Origin of the sequence: Sphingobium sp. DC-2, from assembly GCF_000722555.1 — a bacterium.
Lineage (GTDB): Bacteria > Pseudomonadota > Alphaproteobacteria > Sphingomonadales > Sphingomonadaceae > Sphingobium > Sphingobium quisquiliarum.
Window position 1 is genome coordinate 1 of record NZ_JNAC01000054.1, and the last position, 16,945, is coordinate 16,945.

Consider the following 16,945-nt stretch of genomic DNA (forward strand, 5'->3'; position numbering starts at 1 on the left):
GTCTGACGGAACAACGGCATAGCCGATCCGGCCTGCATAGGATCTATTATGAGACACAGCATGCCAGGCTGATCCTGCGCCTTCTGCCCGGCATCCTGGATTACCGGCGCAACTATGTGGAGCGGGAGGGCGCGTTCACCTCACCGCAAGCGCCGATAGATTTTGATTCCGTCACCGAAATCCGTTTCGCTGACCGGGCGGCCTATGACCTGTTCCTGTCAAAGGCCGCCGAGCCGGACATTGCGCGCCAGATTGCCGAAGATGAAGCGAATTTCCTCGACCGCGCCGCGACGCGCATGTTCGTGGTGGAGGAACGGGCGAGCGCTCCGGCGGCCTGAGCCGCCGCAGCCTACTCCGCCGCCTGCTGGAAAGGCAGGCAGACGCTGTCGAAGCCCAGCACATGAGCGACGCGGCCAAGCCCCACCCAGGCGGCGACGCTGTGCGCGAGATCGACAATCTCCGCATCGGAGAACAGCGCATGCGCGCGTGCCCAGAAATCCTCGTCGGCGGCGATCACCTTCGGCTCCTGCGCGAAACGTTCGGCAAATTCGATCGCCAGCCGCTCACGGGGGCTGAACAGCGGGGAGGTGCGCCATTGCTCCACCGCGTCGTAAAACGCCTCGTCAGGCGCGGGGCCATTGTCCGAAATCAGATGGTCCGGCCGCACCCCGGTCGCAGCGAACATGGACGGCGCATCCTTCGCCGCGCGGAACTGCTGGCAGATCACGCAGCCATTGATCTGCGCGATCCGCGAGCGAGCACCTTCAAATTCGCGCAGAGACAGGATGCTGTGCTGATAGACGGCCTTTGAAAAGGCGTCCGCTCCAGCCATGATCTCCCGCCCATGGGTGCGCGCAGCGTAGCTGTAGGGATCAGCGGCGCTGTCGGCCGGAATGTCGATGCGTATCATGGAACCCTCCTTCGATATTGCGCGATGCCAGCGCCTCCGCGTCAATCCACGCCGGGCGCGCCTGGGAAACCTTCATAATAATGGCCGACGATCATGCCGCCGTCGACGACGATCTCAGCCCCGGTCAGGTAGGAGGCGTCGTCGCTCGCCAGGAACAGGCTGGCCTTGGCGATTTCCTCCGGGCCGCCGATCCGTTGCAGCGGCACATTGCCATAATCCTTGTTCACTTCGTCGCGGCTGCGGCTGTCCAGATTGCCCATCATCGTGTCCACGCCGCCGGGATGGACCGAATTGACCCGGACGCCCTTATGGCCAAGCTCCATCGCCGCGACCTTGGTCAGCCCGCGCAGGCCCCATTTGCTGGAGGCATAAGCGCCAAGGCCGTTCGCTCCCTTCATTCCATCGACCGAGGAGATGTTGACGATCGATCCTTTGCCGCGCGCGGCCATGCCGGGGCCGACCGCCTTGATCCCCAGAAATGCGCCCGCCAGATTGACCTTCAGCACTTTCAGATAATCGTCGAGCGAGGTCTGAAACAAAGTGCGGAACAGCAGAATGCCCGCATTGTTAACCAATATGTCGGCCGGGCCGAAGTCAGCCTCCACCGCCGCGGTCAGGCTGGCCCAGTCCGCCTCGCTCGTGACGTCATGATGGTAGAAGCGCGCCGCGCCGCCCAGTTCGGCAGCCAATTGCGCGCCCTGATCATCCAGCAGGTCGGCGATCGCGACCTTTGCCCCCTCGGCTGCGAACAGGCGGCTCGTCGCCTCGCCCATGCCGCGCGCGCCGCCGGTAATGATGGCCGTCTTGCCCTGCAATCGGTTCACGATTCACCTTCTTTCTTCATGGTCTTCACGCCCAGATGGCGCAGGAAAAATTCGGTCATGACCGTGATCGCCTCCTGCGCTTCGGGCAGGTGGAAGGTGTACCAATGGGCATGCGGCATGGCTTCGAAGACGAAGAGGTCGGCGGACCTGCCCGCACGGCGCAATGCCCGGTGGAAGGAGGCAGTCGCGCTCAACAGCGCGTCACGCGTGCCGCTGACCAGCAGGGCCGGAGGAAAGCGGCCAAGGTCGCCATATATGGGCGAGACGCCAGGATCGCGCGGGTCGGCGCCGTTCAGATAGGCGCGAATTTCGCTTATCTCATGATCCACCGGCAGCACCAAATCGCCCCAGAAGCCCATCAACGTGAAAATGCTGGCGGTGTCGCCCAAATCCCCCAGATCGCCGCCCGCCGTGAAGATGCCGCAGCAGGCGGGCAAGGGCATGCCTTCCTTTTCCAGCCGCATGATCGTCTGTCCGGTAATGAAGCCGCCCGCCGAACCGCCATAGATGCCGATCTGGTCCGGCCGGTGATATTCCAGCATCGTGCGGTATACGGCGGCGGCGTCATCGACAGCGGCCGGATAAGGATGTTCGGGCGCGAGCCGGTAATCTACGGCCACAACCGGCACCTTGGCATGGAAGGCGACGGGAATCGCCTCAATCAGCGATCCCGACCCCAGCACGAAACCGCCGCCATGCAGGTTCATCAGGGTCAGACCCTGATTTTCGGGCGGGATCTCCTTAGGCTTCACCAGATGGCATCGTACCCCGGCAATCTCGATTTCCTCCACGTCCACCGGATAATGCTGCAAGGCGGCGTCGCTCAGCGTCTTCATCTGCTCATCGACAAAGCTACGCAGCATCCACATCGGCAGGCGCTCGGCGTCGGGGGCCGGCGGCTCCGCCCAGGGAGCGGGGGCGAGGAACGTGCGCGCTTCTACGCTGACGGTTGCGGGCACGGGAACGCGGTTCTTCCCCAGCAGAACGGACCCGTCCTCGTCGATCTGATAGCTCATCCATTCTCTCCTTTGCGGTTCAGGCCCGCGCCGTGTTTTCAATGCGGCTGCTGGAAAGCGCCTCACGCCTCATCATCAGGAAAAGGAAGGCGGCGGCGCCCGAACCCGCGATGATGACCCAGACCACGGGGCCATAGCCGCCCGCCGCATCGTGCAGCACGCCTGCGAGCGGCGGCAGGCAGAAGGTCAGCGGCAGAGTGGCAAGGCCGAACAGCCCGATCACGCGCGGCAGCGAATGCTGGCCGAACAGGCGGCTGGACAGCATGTTGACCGCAGGGAACACGGCCGCCCCGCTCATGCCGACCAGCAACGCGGCCGGGATCATCGCCGGATAGGCGATCGTCGACAAAAGGATGACCCAGCTCACGCAAATGCCGCACGCGATCAGCGTCAGCGTCAGCGCCGGGCCGATCCGCCCGCACAGCACGCCCGACAGCAGCGACCCCAGGATGGACGCGCCGCCCATGATGGACAGCAGCAGCGCGGCCGCACCGCCCGGCACGCCCCTTTCCATGGCGAAGGCGACCAGATGCGACACGCCGGTGATTCCCGCCGCGTTGAGATAGCCCGCGCCAAGGCACATCGCCCAGAAAGCAGGGCGGGCAAGCACCGCGCGCGCCGATGGAATTTCATGCGTGATATGCCCATGCGCGTCCGGCTTGGGATCACCGCGCAACACCGGGCCGTCCGATACCCCGTGGATGACGGGCAGCAGCAGCACATGGATCGCCGCCAGCGTGAGGTAGAATGCCGGAAGCCCATGGTCAGAGATCAGCACCAGCCCCACCATCGGCAATATCGCCACGAACAGCGGCATGTTGGTGACGCCCAGCGCGGGTCCGGGATTATGCGGAAACCAGTTGCTCGCCAGCACGCTCGATGGGAAGGAGCCCAGCATCGCCATGCCGAAGCCGATCGGCAACGCATAGAGCAGCAGCACCGCGGTCATGCCGGGAGCGGCGGCGAGCAGCGCATAACCCGTCCCGGACAGGATCGCGCCCGCCATCATCGTCCAGCGCAAGCCGATACGCGCGATCATCGTGCCGATCAGAGGGCCAGCCAGCCCCATCACCAGCACGCACAGCGCAAGGCCCAGCGTCGCCGTGCCCCTGCTCGCGCCGAACTGCTCCTGCAACGGCAGGACGGTGACGCCATAGCCGCCAAAGGCGCAGCCCACCGCGACATTCTGGGTCAGGAAGGCGCGGAAGACCATCCACCGCGCCCGGCCCTGTCCGGCTACCGCCGCCGCGCTCATATTCGCCTGCTGGCCTGCATGCATCTGCCAAATCCTTCCCGGCCGCCGATGACGGCCCATCAATCCTGCGCGTAGCCCTGCCACTGCGATGTCATCTGCACCAATTCGATCCGCGTGCCGTCCGGATCGGCGCAGAACATGAGTATGCCATAGCCAAGGTCACAGCGGCTCTGGTCCAGCCGCTGTCCGCCATATTCCACGACGCGGGCGGCAACCGCGTCCAGATCATCGACTATGAAGCAGAGATGCGGCCGCCCCGGCAGGTTGGCGGGGCGGGGATCGGCCGATGCTGCCGCACCACCCTCAATGGACCATAATTCCATGCGCAATCCTTCGGGATGGCGCACGAACTGCGTGCAAACCGTCGCACCCGGCAGTTCCAGCAGCGGCCCCGGCGCATCCGTCCGTCCGCCTTCCTGCGCCTCGAACCCCAACCCCTCGACATAGAAGCGGGTCGACCGTTCCAGATCGGTGACGTGAATGCCGAAATGGGGAAAAGCCCGGATCATGCGGCGGCGCCGTCCAGCGAAGCGACCGGCGGCATGTCGGGCGTATTGTAGGAATAGCCCATTTCCTCATAGCGTTCCGCGATGCGCCAGCCCTTGTCCGTGCGCACCAGCCGGTCGCGATACCAAAGGCCGATGAAGAAGACCTGTTCGGGCTTGCCTTCCCCCTGATACACCATCGGATTGAACAGGATACTGCGACTGCCCGCGGTGTCGCCGTCCAGGTCAAGCTTTGTGGTGGCAACCATGTGCTGGTAGCGCGGAAAGCGGCCTAGAGCACCCGGCAGCCAGGCCTTGATTTCGGCATAGCTGCCCTTTGCACCGCCGGTTTCGCTATAGTCGATGATCGCGTCGGGCGTGAACACCTCGTCCAGCGCGTCCCAGTCCTGGAAATCGATGGCATGGCTGTAGCGGGACAGAAGATCCGATATCTCCATGCGATCGGATATTTCCTGAAGGGACAGCATCGAAAATCCTCCTCCTTTACGACCGCATGGACGAATAGCGTGATTCGTTCCGCGCTTTGCATTGGTTTTCCCTCTGTCATTATTGATATGCGTAGCGCACGGACGCAAGTATTGATTGACAACGCGTGACGGAGAGAGATTCTGGAGCGGTGAAAAAGGCGGCGGGGCAGCCCGCGGGATGAGGATGCAAATATGATATTCTACAAGGAGCATCGGCGCTTGTGCCCCCGCATGCCTGCCTGCGTTCCCTTCACGGCCCATCATCAACAAGAGTGACCCTAATGCCTTCTTCCCTACCCATCGCAGACAGCGCGCTCCTTGACCGCGAACAGCTCCTCCAGCAGGCGCGTGAGCGTGCGGGGCTGTCCGATTTCGGCGACCTCTGGTTCATCGAGCCGATGGACCGCTATATCGAGGCGTCCAACCGGGAAGGCCGCCTGACGCCCGCAGGGGTTGCATCAATGACGGAGGTGGTCGTCAAGGGGCTGGTCAGCCGCTTGCGCATGGTCGAGGACATAAAGCGCCACCCCGAAATACTGGATGAGAAGGTGGAGGTCGCGGGCATCATCCTGGGCCTGCCGCGCACCGGCAGCACCATCTTCCAGCGCCTGCTGGCCAGCGCGCCGGGCATGACCGGCCTTCGCTGGTATGAGGCGCAGAATGTCGCCCCCTTCCCCGGAGAAGAACGCGGCAATCCCGTCGAGCGGCGCGCCTATGCGCAGGCGATGATCGATGGCTGGCTGCAATTGTCGCCCGAACTCGCCTCCATCCACCCGCTCGACCCCGACGCACCGGACGAGGAGATACTGGTGCTGGGCCAGATGTTCGTCAGCACCATGATCGAAGGGATGAACTTCGTTCCCAGCTTCGCGCGGTGGCTGAACGGCTATGATCAATCGCTCGGGCATGAGGATTTGAAGACCATCCTCCAATATCTTCAATGGCAGGACCCGTCACGGCGGGGAGCGAAGTGGATTTTGAAAAGCCCGTCCAACCTTCCCTATGTGGAGGTCGCGGCGAAGGCCTTTCCCAACGCCCTGCTGATCATGACGCATCGCGATCCCGTGGAAACCGTACCATCCTACATTTCGATGCAGGCCGCGCTCTACAAGCTGAGCGCGACCGTCTCCGACAGGGATGTCAGCGGCTTCTGGTTCCCGCGCCTGGCCGAATGGATGCGCATGTTCGAAGCCGCGCGCGAACGGATCGGCGAGGATCGCTTCATCGATATAAGCTACAAGGATGTGGGCAAGGACCCGATGAATCAGGCGCAGCGCGTCCTGTCACGCATCGGCATCCCGGTCGACGATCGCCTGGAAGCAGCGCTCACGGAATTCCTCGCAGGCAACAAGCGCGAGCAGCGGCCGATGCACGACTATTCGCTGGAGCGCTTCGGCCTCGACGAAGAGGAAATCAAGCAGGCATTCGCCGCCTACCGCCAGCGTTACATCGTTTAGGTCAGAAGGTTTCCCGCATTTTCGGGCCGCATATTGGATGGGGGAGCCCGAAGGCCGGGGTCGCGGCGGCGCTCCCTACCCTGCCCGTTCGACCAGCCGCCGCATCTTCCGCGCGGCCATGTGCGGCGTGGTCAGCACTGGCTCGCCACGGCATTCCCTCACCAGTTGGGCCGCGCGCGCCATGGAGAACTGGCCGATGACCACGACATCGACCGGCGGCAGGCTTTCGGCCGCGCGCGCGCTCAGCAGATCATGCCGCTCCGCATCGCCCGCTTGCAGCGCTTCCAGCGCTCCCGTGGCGACGGCCGGGACGATCGTGGGATGCGCCTGCCCGATCGCGTCAGCCATGGCGCGGATTTCTCCAGTCAGCGGCGCAACCGATCCTTCGAAGGTCAGCAGCAGACCGATGCGGCCGCCGTCATCCTTCCCCCGGCACAGCGCCAGCGCTTCATCGAACGCGCCCTCATTTGGGGTGATGACAGGGATGGAAAGGTCCGCCTTCACCCGCTCGATCGCCGGGCGGAAGGCGGAACAGGTGAACAATATGCCGCTTGCAGCCGCCCGCCCATCGCTGGCGGAAGCGGCATAGCGGCCCAGCATCAGGAAACGGTCGTAAATGGCCGGGCTGATCTCCCCGATTGCCGCAAAGTCGCTGGCCAGGGAATCATCGATCAGATTATAGGCGCGCGCTTCGGGCCATTCGTCCTGCATGGCGGCGATGGCGGGTCCCGGAGATTGGGCCAGCGCGCTGATGAGCATGATGCGCGGTGCGTCAGCCATGCATTTCCCTTCTTCCATAGATGCCGGTGACGGCTTGTCTTTACGCATTGTCAGTGCGATCAGCCCGCAGCAAGCGGAAATGCGAAAACATCGGGAGTGGCCTATGCTGAGACTGGACGGACGTATCGCGATCGTGACGGGCTGCGGTTCGTTCGCGCCCGGCTGGGGCAATGGCAAGGCCATCGCCGCCCTGCTCGCCCGGCAGGGCGCCACCGTCTATGGCGTGGATCTGAGCCTGGACGCGGCGGAAGCCACCAGGGACATCATCGCCGGAGAAGGCAACAGCATCCATGTGGCCGCATGCGACGTCACCAGCGCCGCCGATGTGAATGCGATGGTGGCCGATTGCGAGCAGCGCTTCGGGCGGGTGGACATCCTCATCAACAATGTCGGCCGGTCGGAGCCCGGCAACCCGGAAACGATGGATGAGGATGTGTGGAAGGCGCAGCTTGACCTCAATCTCACCAGCGCTTTCCTGACCTCGAAGGCCATTCTGCCCATGATGGTGCGGCAGGGCGGCGGCGCGATCGTCAATGTTTCGTCCATCGCAGGCATGCGCTGGGTGGGCAAGGACCAGGTGGGCTATGCGGCGGCAAAGGCCGGGCTGGTCCAGTTCACCAAGGTCACGGCGGTCTCCTATGCGGAAAAGGGCGTGCGGCTGAACTGCGTCGTGCCCGGCCTGATGCTGACGCCGCTCGTCCAGCGGCTGGCGGAACGGTACAATCAGGGCGATTATGAGGGGATGGTCGCCAAGCGCAATGCACAGGTGCCGATGGGCCGGATGGGTGATGCCTGGGATGTCGCCCACGCCGCCCTTTTCCTTGCCTCCGACGAAGCGCGCTACATCACCGGCACGGAGCTGGTTGTGGATGGGGGCATTACTGCATTCACCGGGTTTCCGGGGTGAAGATCAGGTGAAAGCGATCATTTAATTCGGGCAGAGGCGCAGAGGATGCAGAAGAAGATGGAACTTTCCTGCTCAAGTTGAATCATGTTCTGCGAAGCCACTCAAACGGGGCGAGGGAATGGTGAGCCCCTGGTTTTCAGGTCTGAACTCTGCTCCTGCCTTCGCAGGAGAACGTCACCTCATCAGGACACCTTCACAGATCGACACTTAAACGAGAACCGTCTTTCCAACGGAGAGAAGTAAAGCGTGAGCTGACGTCTGCCGATGTTCAGCAGGGGCGCAAAGAAGGCGGAAAAGCCCCCTTCAAAACTTTCTGCGTCCCCTGCGTCTCTGCGCGAACAAACTCCAACGCCTCGCCTGGAAAGAGCGCCGCCCTCGTCAGGCATTCCCCCCGGTCATGTGCCGCGCGGCGACATAGCCGAAGGTCAGGGCTGGCCCCAGCGTGACACCCGCGCCCGGATAGCTTTCCCCCATGGCCGACGCGGCATTGTTGCCAACCGCATAGAGGCCGGGGATCGCCTTTCCTTCGCCGTCCACCACCTGTCCCCTGGCGTTGGTCATCAGCCCGCCATTGGTGCCGATGTCCCCCGGATAGATCGGCATTGCATAGAAGGGGCCTTTGTCAAGCGGACGCAGGCAGGGGTTGGGCTGGTGGCGGAAGTCGCCATACATCTTGTCATAAGCGGCCTCGCCCCGGTGGAATTCCGGGTCCTCGCCCTTGGCCGCCCCCGCGTTGAACCGGCTGACCGCCGCCGACAACCGCGCCGGATCGACGCCGATCCTGCCCGCCAGTTCCTCGATCGAGCGACCCTTCTTCAGGATGGAACGCACACCCTTGCCATGCATCGCCGTGGGCATCAGCGGATAAAGCGGACCCATCGGGAACTTGTGCCGGTATTCATGGTCGAAGATCATCCAGCACGGATCGGCGTCGCCATGTTCGGCCTGACGGCGGGCCATTTGCTGGCCGACGACATGATAGGACGCGGCTTCGTTGAGGAAACGCTCCCCGCTCTGGTTCACCATGATGCAGCCCGGCAAGGCGCGTTCGACGGTGCATAGCCGTCCGCGATCCTCGCCCGGCACGTAGAAGACTGGCGCGGCCCAGGCTGACTGCATGTTCATCGTGCGAGCGCCGATGGCTTCGCCCGCGACGATGCTGTCGCCGGTGTTGCTGGTCACGCCGCCCGAATAGCGCGCCGCCGGATAGAGCGGCGCGTTGTCCGCGCGCATGGCCTGGTTCTTGTCGAAACCGCCCGCCGCCAGCACGATGCCCTTGCGCGCCCGGATGCGGTAGGGCTTGCCGTCCTTTTCGACGACAGCGCCCGTTACTGCATCGCCTTCGCGCACCAGTTCCTTGAGGGGCGTTTCCAGCCATAGCGGCACGCCCTTGCGATTAAGCGCCATCCGCAAACCGCCAGCCAGGGCGTTGCCCAGCGTAAGGCGCCGATCCTTGCGCGATGTCAGGCGGAACGGCAGGTCCAACCAGTATTTGGCCATGTTCCTGACCAGATTCTTCATCCAGCCCTTTTGCCGGTACAGCAGCTCATAGGTTTCGCTGAAATGCCAGTTCAGATAGCCGAACAGGCTGGCGGCAGGCGATGCGAACCGCAGCGTGCGGATGTCCGCGCCCAGAGCCTTTCCGTCCAGAGGGGCTGGAAGATGGGTGCGGAAGCCCTTCGCCGATCCACCCGGATTTTCCGCATGATAGTCGGGATAGGGAAAGGCCATATATTGGACCGGCGTGTTCGCCATCAGCCAGCGCAGCATGGGCGCGGCATTGTCAACATAAGCACGGATATTGTCGTCCGGCACATTATCCGCCGACAATTTGCGCAGATAGGTAAAGGCGTCGTCCAGATTGTCCTCGAAACCCGCCTGCTTGGCGACATCGCTGCCAGGTATCCAGATGCCGCCGCCCGAAGTCGCCGAGGTGCCGCCCCACTTGTCCGCCTTTTCCACGACCAGCACGTCGGCGCGATTGTCCGCGCCCACCAGCGCCGCCATCAGGCCCCCCGCCCCGGACCCGATCACCAGGATATCGACTTCCTTGTCCCAATCGCTCATGCTGCCCGCCCGCACATAGAAAAGCTCTTATATAGTACGGGAGCAGGTTCACGGCCAAACGCCGGAATAGCCCCGATATCTCCCGCAAAATCCACGCAGACGTCGCCTTATCTTGCCATAAAGTCAACATACGCGTAGGAATTTGTTTTATCAGATACGACATTCAAGGAATGAGGATATGCCCGGTTTAAGGGGAAAGGCCGCTCTTATCACTGGCGCGGGTCAGGGTATCGGGCAGGGAATCGCCCTTGCGCTGGCGAGCGAAGGGGTCGACCTGCTGCTTGCCGGGCGCACGCTGCAAAAGGTGGAGGAGACCGCACGGCTTGCCGCCAGCCGTGGCGTGCGGGCCATTCCTGCCGCATGTGATGTCAAATCCTCCGCTGATCTTGCCGCGGCGGTGGACAGCGCCGTGGCAGAATTTGGCGGCATCGACATATTGGTCAACAATGCGCAGGAAGTGCCCCTGGGGCCGATCGATCAGGTCACCGACGAAGCCTTTACCGCCGGTTTCGAATCAGGCCCGCTCGCATCCTTCCGCCTGATGAAGCTGGTGCATCCGTACATGGCGAAACGGGGCGGCGGCACCATCTTCAACTTCGCCTCGTCGGCTGGCATCCGCTGGGACATGAGCAACTATGCCTGTTATGGCGCGATCAAGCAGGCGACGCGCGCATTGACGCGGGGAGCGGCGGCCGAATGGGGCCGCGACAATATCCGCGTCCTCACCATTGCCCCCCATGCGGAATCGCCGGGGCTAAAGGCGTGGATCGAACATAATCCCGATGAAGCGGAAGCTTTTTTCCGAACCATTCCGCTGGGGCGGGTAGGCCGTCTGGAAGAGGATATCGGCCGCGCGATCGTCGCGCTTTGCGGGCCGGACCTCGGCTATCTGACGGGCGCAACCATTCCGCTGGACGGCGGCCAGGCCAATTTTGACTGACATGATGATCTGCTGGAGAGAATATTTATGGAAAAGCTGATCTGCGCCCTGTGGGCGCCGCAAGGCGAGAGCCGGGCTGACTTCGGCGCGCACCTGCTGGCGGAACTGCCGGACGCCCTCAAGGCAGCGGGCGCGAGCGGCATCCGCCTTAACATCCGCGACGCTACTGTCGAGCCAGCCGCGCCGCTCGTCCAGCAATGGCAGCAGCCGCAGCAGGACGCAGTGGTGCAATTCTGGCTGCCGTCGGCCAACGCCATCTTCCGGGAACGGATCGACGCCGCGCTCGCCGCGGTGAGCGGCCGGTTCGAAGCATGGCTGACCGCCGAATCCACCATCATCCCCAATAAGGAGCATCCGCCCCATGCCGGGGAACGCACCTGGGGCTGGTCGCAGGCGAGCTTCATTTCCTTCCGCCCCGACATGACCCGGGAAGCGGCGGTGGCGCACTGGCACAGCCATCACACGCGCGTGGCGATCGATACCCAGGCCAACTTCGAATATGTCCAGAATATCGTCGTCCGCCCGCTGACCAGCGGCGCGCCGCTTTACGGGGCCTTCGTCGAGGAGTGCTTCCCACTGGAGGCGATGACCGATTCCCCCGCCTTTTTCGACGCGGTGGGGGATGAGGAGAAGTTCGCGAAGAACACGAAGGACATGGCCGACAGTTGCGCCGGGTTCATCGACTTCTCGCGGATCGACATCATTCCGACCAGCCAGTTCGACTTCGCCCATCTGGACAAGGCCTGAAGGGCCGCAGCGAGCGGGGGACCTGACCCCCGCCCGCCTGTCGCGTCAGGGAATGATCTCGCGCCCTTCGCCGAAGATCAGCGATGCTTCCTTGCTGTCCATCGGCCCCTTGAAGCCGCGCCAACCCAGCGCTTCGCGCGCCTCCGCCGGTTGCAGGTGCAGGATGGTTTCGAATTTCGCGGCGAACAGCATGTCCGACTGCTGGCCGACTTCATATCCATAGCTCAGATTCCGCCACAGCGTAGGCCATGCTCCCGGATAATGAAGCATGGTCCGCGTCATCCACGGAAACATGATGAGCGTATTGGTCGTCATCAGCGCTCCCGCCAGTTCGGGGCCCAGATGACGGAAGGCATTGCCGGTCACGACGCCGGTGATGAAATATTCGGCGACTGATCCGAAGCCGATCTCGCCCAATATATGGTAGCAGTCATGGGTCTGCCCCATGCGCAGGTTCCAATAATCGAACGTGTTGGCGGGCTTCCAGTCAGGATCGCTCAGCAGCCGGGAGTTAAGTTCCGGCGACAGGTCGAACTCGTCCATATATTCGAACAATTGCCGTCCCACAGATCCTGCGGGATAGCCGCGCAGGTCCTCCTTGCCATAGGTCGATACGAAGGCTTCGCTGAGCCACTGGTCGAAGGCGGGGTTGCGGCGGCGTTCTTCCGCCGCAAGGCGTTCGATATGATCGACGTCGCTGACCTCATCCACCGCCTGCATCAGCGTGGGCAGCCCATAGAGCAGCGGATAATCATGGCCGTTGCGCCGCAGGCTTTCGGTAGAGACCCATTCCCTCACCCGCGCATCGTTGAGCCAGGGCGACGAACTCACCAGCACGCTGCTGTCCGTCCGCACCTTGCGGCGGCCGTTGAGGTAGAAGACGGGGCTGCCTGAGGTGACGTCCTCGTTCGCCGCGCCGGTGTCCAGGCTTTCGGGCTGTGGTTTCATGCTGCAACTCCGGTATCCGGTTGGAATGAAGCGGGCGTGGCGCCGTCGAAGCGGGCGAGCATCCGCTGGATATGCACGGCACGGCCAAAATCCGGCGCGACCGGGCCGTCCGTGCGGATCGCCTCGCCCAGTCCGGTGTATAAACTAGCGATTGAACTCAATGCCTCGCGCGATGCGAAGGAGCCGGGATAGGCGACATAGCGATCGGGGGCCGGAGGGATAGCGGCGCAGTCGAGCGCGGGATCGATGGCGATGGGTTCAAGCGGGCCGCCCCTGCTAGCGCCATGCAATAGCAGCGCTTCTATGCCGGGCACAGCGGGGTCGCGGGTGGAGAGCGTCAGCATGCCCTCGCTCCCCTCGATCCGCCACAGGCACCCCATGCCGGTCATCGACACGCCCGCAAGATCAAGGTTGAACAGCGCCCCGTTCGACAGGGCGCCATGGAATTGCAGATGATCGAACGCGTCGCGGGCGACCGGCGCGCCGGTTTCGTCCACCGGCGGCAGATGGATCGCGCCGCGCATCGCGACATCCGCGATCCCGCCGCCATAATGATCCACCGCATCGAGCAGATGGCCGCCATAGATGGACAGCAGCGTCGTGCCCCCGTCGCGCGTCGCCATCGCCCGCATGACCGGGCCGAACATGCGCGCATGCAGCGACAGGCTGTAAAGCTGCCCCACATAGCCGTCCGCGATCAGCCGCGCGGCCTGCCGCAACGCGGGCGAGCCATGCAGGTGCAGGCCGATCATTGCCTTCAACCCGCGCGCGGCGGCCAGCGCCGCCAGCTCCTCCGCCTGATCCACGGTGAGGGCGAGCGGCCATTCGCAATAGACATGCTTGCCCGCGGAAAGCGCCGCACGCGCGATGGCATAATGGTGCGGCACCTTCACACAGATGGCGACGAGATCAATGTCCTGATGTCCGCATAATTCTTCATGATCGATGGTCCAGAGCGGCGCGCCAAACTGTTCCGAAGCGCGGCGGGCGCTTTCCTCCCGCGTGGTGCACACGCCATGCAGGCGAAAGCCGGGGAGATGATCGATCACCCGGCGGTGGACGCCCGATCCCCAGCCAAAGTCCGGATTCGCACCGACCATCCCCACGCGGATCATATCTGCCTCTCCAGCCTTGTTTCCCAGACCATACTGCGAGTCTAGTTTACTGTCCAGAGCGGCCTTCGTTCCAGAGGTGCAGCATGTCGGACGAGATGATATCCAGGCAGATGTCCGCGTCCGCACCCTGCATTTCGCCCCGCGCAATCCCGGCGCAAACGCCAGCGGCCTGGTTGAACAGCAGGCGGACGCGCATCCTTTGCCGCCGCGCGTCGTCCCCCTCCCCGGCCGCGCGGGCGAAGGCGGGATCGCCGGACTTGGCCACCAGATCGATCAGCGCCTCGGTGTCCTTGAGGATGCGCGCGCGGAACCCGCTTTCGAACAGTTGCAATTGCGCGATCAGCGGCGTCACGTAGCGATGTTCCAGATGCATGCCGACAAAGTCCGTCAGCCATTGGCGGACCGCGCCTTTCCCCTGCCGCAACTGACCGGGCAGGCGCGCGAACAGGGCAGCGGTTTCGGGCGCGATCTCATCATAGATGGCGCAGGCAAGTTCCAGCTTCGACGCGAAATAGGAGTAGAAGGTCGCGCGGCTGACCCCCGCCGCCCGGATGATGTCGTCTATCTTCGCATCGGCATAGGAAGCGTCGGCAAATATCCGCCGCGCCGCCACCAGGATCGCGGCGCGGGTCGCGATGCGCCTGCGTTCCAGATAGGCGGCCCGGCCCGGCGCAAGCGCTGCGGGAGGCTGCATCATCCTGTCACTCCCCTGCTGCGGCATATGGCGTACGGTCCCGGAAAAATGCGGTCAGAGCAGGCTGGTGAAGCCGTCGAGGAAGATGGAGGCGGCGCGTTCCGCATAGCGCCGCCGGTCAGTGGCCGATACGACCCGTTCCGCGCCAAGCAGGCGATTGCCGCGCGTGGCGAGCACCAGCAATTGCCGCGCGAGCCATTCCCGGTCCCCGCCCGCATTCACCGGCGCAAGCCAGCGCAGCAGCGCATCCACCCATGGCGCGCGCAACAGGGTGAAGACCGCCCGGCCTGTTTCGGGATCGCGGCGGGACTGGCTGATCGCTGCCCTGTGCAGCCGGATCGAGGGCAGGGACGCAAGAGCGGCGATCGCCTTGTCCAGAAATGCCTCCAGCGCGCCCCTGTCCATCAGCCCTTCCGGCAGAGGAGGAGGCGCCGCGATCGCCGCCATCCGCCGCGCATGCTGGCGCAGGGCGGCCGCGAACAGCCCGGCCTTGCTGCCGAAATGCCGGTAGAGCGTTCCCCGGCCCACCCGCGCCTCGGCCCCGATTACATCCAGATTCGCGCCTTCAAAGCCCTGTTCCAGAAAATGGCGCGCCGCCACGTCCAGCAAGGTGCGGATATGATCGGGCGGGCCGGAGAGGCTGTCAGGACGCGCGGCCTCGTTTGCCGCAGCCCCAGCTTCAGCCCCAGACCCAGCCTCGCCGATCCACGGGCCGATCCCCTGGGAAAAGAGCAGCGCCGCCTGTCCCGCCATCCTGTCCCGCTCGGCCGCCGCCGGTGGCGGGAAGCCCATCAGCATCGCCGGGCCTTCCACCGCCAGCGACCCGAAATCCAGCGCCAGCTCCAGCGGCACATGCCGCCCCAAGCCCTGCTGCCGCGCATATTCCTCCAGCGCCAGCCGCACCGGCTCCATCCGCGTCCATTGCTGGTCGTGCAGCAGGGAAGCGAAGTCCGGCATGCGCTGCGCCACGCTGGTGGCGACCCACAGTACGCTGAACATGCCCTGATCGACCGTCGCGTCGATGATGGTGCGGGCAAGACCCGCCAGTTCTATGCGCGGGTGGGCCGCCGCCTGATGCACCGCTTGCGCGCGGGCGGTGAATTCCGCGCCCGCCGCCTCCAGCGCGGCGCGGAACAGCGCCTCCTTGTCGGCGAAATGGCGGTAGATGGTTTCCTTGCTGACCCCGCCCGCGCGCGCAATCGCATCGATGCTGACCGCATCGAAGCCGCGCGCCACGAACTCGGCCCGCGCGACAGCCAGCAGATGGCGCACGCGTTGGGACGGGGGCTCTCCCTCCGTCCCAGCCTCTTCGGTAATCGCGCGCTGATGCTGCCCCATGGGACCGCTATATCAGCTTGGGCGCGGCTTGCACCCCCCTCCCCCTTTCATGCCAGCCTTGACGCCTGCCGAACGGTTCGATACCGTTCGGGAAAGACAGAGGAGAGGCTATGCCGGGAGACGCGTGGGAAGAACGGCCGATCGAACCGTTCGGCATGGAGATCGGCATCCGCCTGGACGCGCCGCTGCCCGATGGCTTTGAACAGCGCATGCTGACGCTGTTCGACGAACATAAGCTGCTGCTGTTCCGCGACCAGCAGCTTGGCGAGGATCAGCAGGTCCGCATCCTGTCGCTGTTCGGCAAGGTGCTGGGATCGACCGGCGAATATCGCCAGATTTCCAGCGACGGCAATCTGGGGTCGGGGCCGCTGACCTGGCACAGCGACCTTGCCTTTACGGAGGACCCGTTCAAGATCCTGTCGCTGCATGCGGTGGAGGTGAATGACGGGCAAAGCTGGACCGCCTTCGCCAACGGCGTGGAGGCAGCGAAGCGCCTGCCGCAAGACCTGGCCGAAGCGATCGAGGGACGCGATGCCGTGACGGCGCTGGCGCTCATCCAGTCGCACCGCACCGTCGAATATGACGTGCCCGATTTCGTGCCGCAGCAGACGCGCCCGGTGGTGATCGCGCATCCGCGCACCGGCGAACCCACGCTCTACATCAGCGACATGCAGACCGCCCGGATCGACGGCCTGCCGCGCGAGGACAGCGATGCCTTGCTGGGCGCATTGTTCGACGAGCTTTATGCCGGGGACCGCATCTATCGCCACCATTGGAACAATGGCGACCTGCTGATCTGGGACAATATCGCGCTCCAGCATTCGCGTTGCGACCTGACCGGCATGACGCCGCGGCGGCTCCAGCGGGTATGCGTCGCGAACAAGAGCTTCTTTGAACTGCTGCCTCAATTCAAGCTGGACGATCCGCGCATCGCCGCATGGGGATCGGCAGGCAAGAAGCTGGAACTCAACTGA

General features: G+C 64.1%; 18 protein-coding genes. 6 read left to right on the plus strand and 12 right to left on the minus strand.

What is annotated here, in order from left to right; all coding sequences use genetic code 11:
* On the plus strand, window positions 1-338 hold a 338-nt coding region (locus ET21_RS0111750; RefSeq protein WP_051768146.1), incomplete at its 5' end, for an EthD domain-containing protein.
* 11 nt (window positions 339-349) lie between these two features.
* Here the strand turns inward: ET21_RS0111750 and ET21_RS0111755 are convergent.
* Genes ET21_RS0111755 through ET21_RS0111780 form a run of 6 tightly spaced genes read right to left on the minus strand, consistent with a single transcriptional unit; the run spans window position 350 to window position 4,978 of the window.
* Entirely contained in the window at window positions 350-910 is a 561-nt protein-coding gene (locus tag ET21_RS0111755; protein ID WP_021239333.1) for a carboxymuconolactone decarboxylase family protein, read from the minus strand.
* 41 nt (window positions 911-951) lie between these two features.
* Entirely contained in the window at window positions 952-1,734 is a 783-nt protein-coding gene (locus ET21_RS0111760; RefSeq protein ID WP_030539850.1) for an SDR family NAD(P)-dependent oxidoreductase, read from the minus strand.
* Window positions 1,731-2,750 (minus strand): alpha/beta hydrolase fold domain-containing protein, encoded by a 1,020-nt coding sequence (locus tag ET21_RS0111765; RefSeq protein WP_051768147.1) that lies wholly within the window; start codon window positions 2,748-2,750, stop codon window positions 1,731-1,733. The genes ET21_RS0111760 and ET21_RS0111765 overlap by 4 nt, the downstream gene beginning before the upstream one ends.
* Before the next feature lie 19 nt (window positions 2,751-2,769).
* A complete protein-coding gene (locus ET21_RS26625) occupies window positions 2,770-4,029 on the minus strand; it encodes an MFS transporter (RefSeq protein WP_030539852.1) in 1,260 nt (419 codons plus the stop codon).
* A gap of 35 nt (window positions 4,030-4,064) precedes the next feature.
* Window positions 4,065-4,514, minus strand: a complete 450-nt coding sequence (locus tag ET21_RS25845) for a VOC family protein (protein ID WP_030539853.1) — start codon at window positions 4,512-4,514, stop codon at window positions 4,065-4,067.
* Entirely contained in the window at window positions 4,511-4,978 is a 468-nt protein-coding gene (locus ET21_RS0111780) for a nuclear transport factor 2 family protein (RefSeq protein ID WP_030539854.1), read from the minus strand. The genes ET21_RS25845 and ET21_RS0111780 overlap by 4 nt, the downstream gene beginning before the upstream one ends.
* Window positions 4,979-5,259: 281 nt before the next feature.
* Here ET21_RS0111780 and ET21_RS0111785 point away from each other — a divergent pair, with 281 nt between their 5' ends.
* Entirely contained in the window at window positions 5,260-6,435 is a 1,176-nt protein-coding gene (locus ET21_RS0111785; protein ID WP_030539855.1) for a sulfotransferase, read from the plus strand.
* 75 nt (window positions 6,436-6,510) lie between these two features.
* Here the strand turns inward: ET21_RS0111785 and ET21_RS0111790 are convergent, their stop codons facing one another.
* Window positions 6,511-7,215, minus strand: a complete 705-nt coding sequence (locus ET21_RS0111790; protein ID WP_030539856.1) for an aspartate/glutamate racemase family protein — start codon at window positions 7,213-7,215, stop codon at window positions 6,511-6,513.
* Window positions 7,216-7,318: 103 nt separating this feature from the next.
* On the opposite strand from ET21_RS0111790, the gene ET21_RS0111795 reads away from it, so the two are divergent.
* A complete protein-coding gene (locus tag ET21_RS0111795) occupies window positions 7,319-8,122 on the plus strand; it encodes an SDR family NAD(P)-dependent oxidoreductase (RefSeq protein WP_030539857.1) in 804 nt (267 codons plus the stop codon).
* Window positions 8,123-8,500: 378 nt separating this feature from the next.
* Here the strand turns inward: ET21_RS0111795 and ET21_RS0111800 are convergent, their stop codons facing one another.
* Window positions 8,501-10,189: an FAD-binding protein gene (locus tag ET21_RS0111800; RefSeq protein WP_030539858.1), complete on the minus strand. Its 1,689-nt coding sequence runs from the start codon at window positions 10,187-10,189 to the stop codon at window positions 8,501-8,503.
* 178 nt (window positions 10,190-10,367) lie between these two features.
* Here ET21_RS0111800 and ET21_RS0111805 point away from each other — a divergent pair, with 178 nt between their 5' ends.
* Both ET21_RS0111805 and ET21_RS0111810 read left to right on the plus strand, forming a co-directional pair.
* A complete protein-coding gene (locus tag ET21_RS0111805; protein WP_030539859.1) occupies window positions 10,368-11,129 on the plus strand; it encodes an SDR family NAD(P)-dependent oxidoreductase in 762 nt (253 codons plus the stop codon).
* Between the two features lie 27 nt (window positions 11,130-11,156).
* The gene (locus ET21_RS0111810; protein WP_021239322.1) at window positions 11,157-11,876 is read left to right on the plus strand and encodes an EthD domain-containing protein; all 720 of its coding nucleotides are present in this window, start codon (window positions 11,157-11,159) and stop codon (window positions 11,874-11,876) included.
* 45 nt (window positions 11,877-11,921) lie between these two features.
* On the opposite strand, the gene ET21_RS0111815 is transcribed toward ET21_RS0111810, so the two are convergent.
* The 4 genes from ET21_RS0111815 to ET21_RS26630 are packed head-to-tail and all read right to left on the minus strand — an operon-like array spanning window position 11,922 to window position 15,971.
* Window positions 11,922-12,824, minus strand: a complete 903-nt coding sequence (locus ET21_RS0111815) for a hypothetical protein (RefSeq protein ID WP_051768148.1) — start codon at window positions 12,822-12,824, stop codon at window positions 11,922-11,924.
* On the minus strand, window positions 12,821-13,939 hold the full coding sequence (locus ET21_RS0111820) for a Gfo/Idh/MocA family protein (protein ID WP_030539861.1): 1,119 nt from the start codon (window positions 13,937-13,939) through the stop codon (window positions 12,821-12,823). Before ET21_RS0111820 ends, ET21_RS0111815 begins: the two co-directional genes overlap by 4 nt.
* Before the next feature lie 46 nt (window positions 13,940-13,985).
* Window positions 13,986-14,636: a TetR/AcrR family transcriptional regulator gene (locus tag ET21_RS0111825; RefSeq protein WP_162180704.1), complete on the minus strand. Its 651-nt coding sequence runs from the start codon at window positions 14,634-14,636 to the stop codon at window positions 13,986-13,988.
* A gap of 51 nt (window positions 14,637-14,687) precedes the next feature.
* Window positions 14,688-15,971 (minus strand): TetR/AcrR family transcriptional regulator, encoded by a 1,284-nt coding sequence (locus tag ET21_RS26630; RefSeq protein WP_021239318.1) that lies wholly within the window; start codon window positions 15,969-15,971, stop codon window positions 14,688-14,690.
* A gap of 110 nt (window positions 15,972-16,081) precedes the next feature.
* On the opposite strand from ET21_RS26630, the gene ET21_RS26635 reads away from it, so the two are divergent.
* Window positions 16,082-16,945: a TauD/TfdA family dioxygenase gene (locus tag ET21_RS26635; protein WP_051768150.1), complete on the plus strand. Its 864-nt coding sequence runs from the start codon at window positions 16,082-16,084 to the stop codon at window positions 16,943-16,945.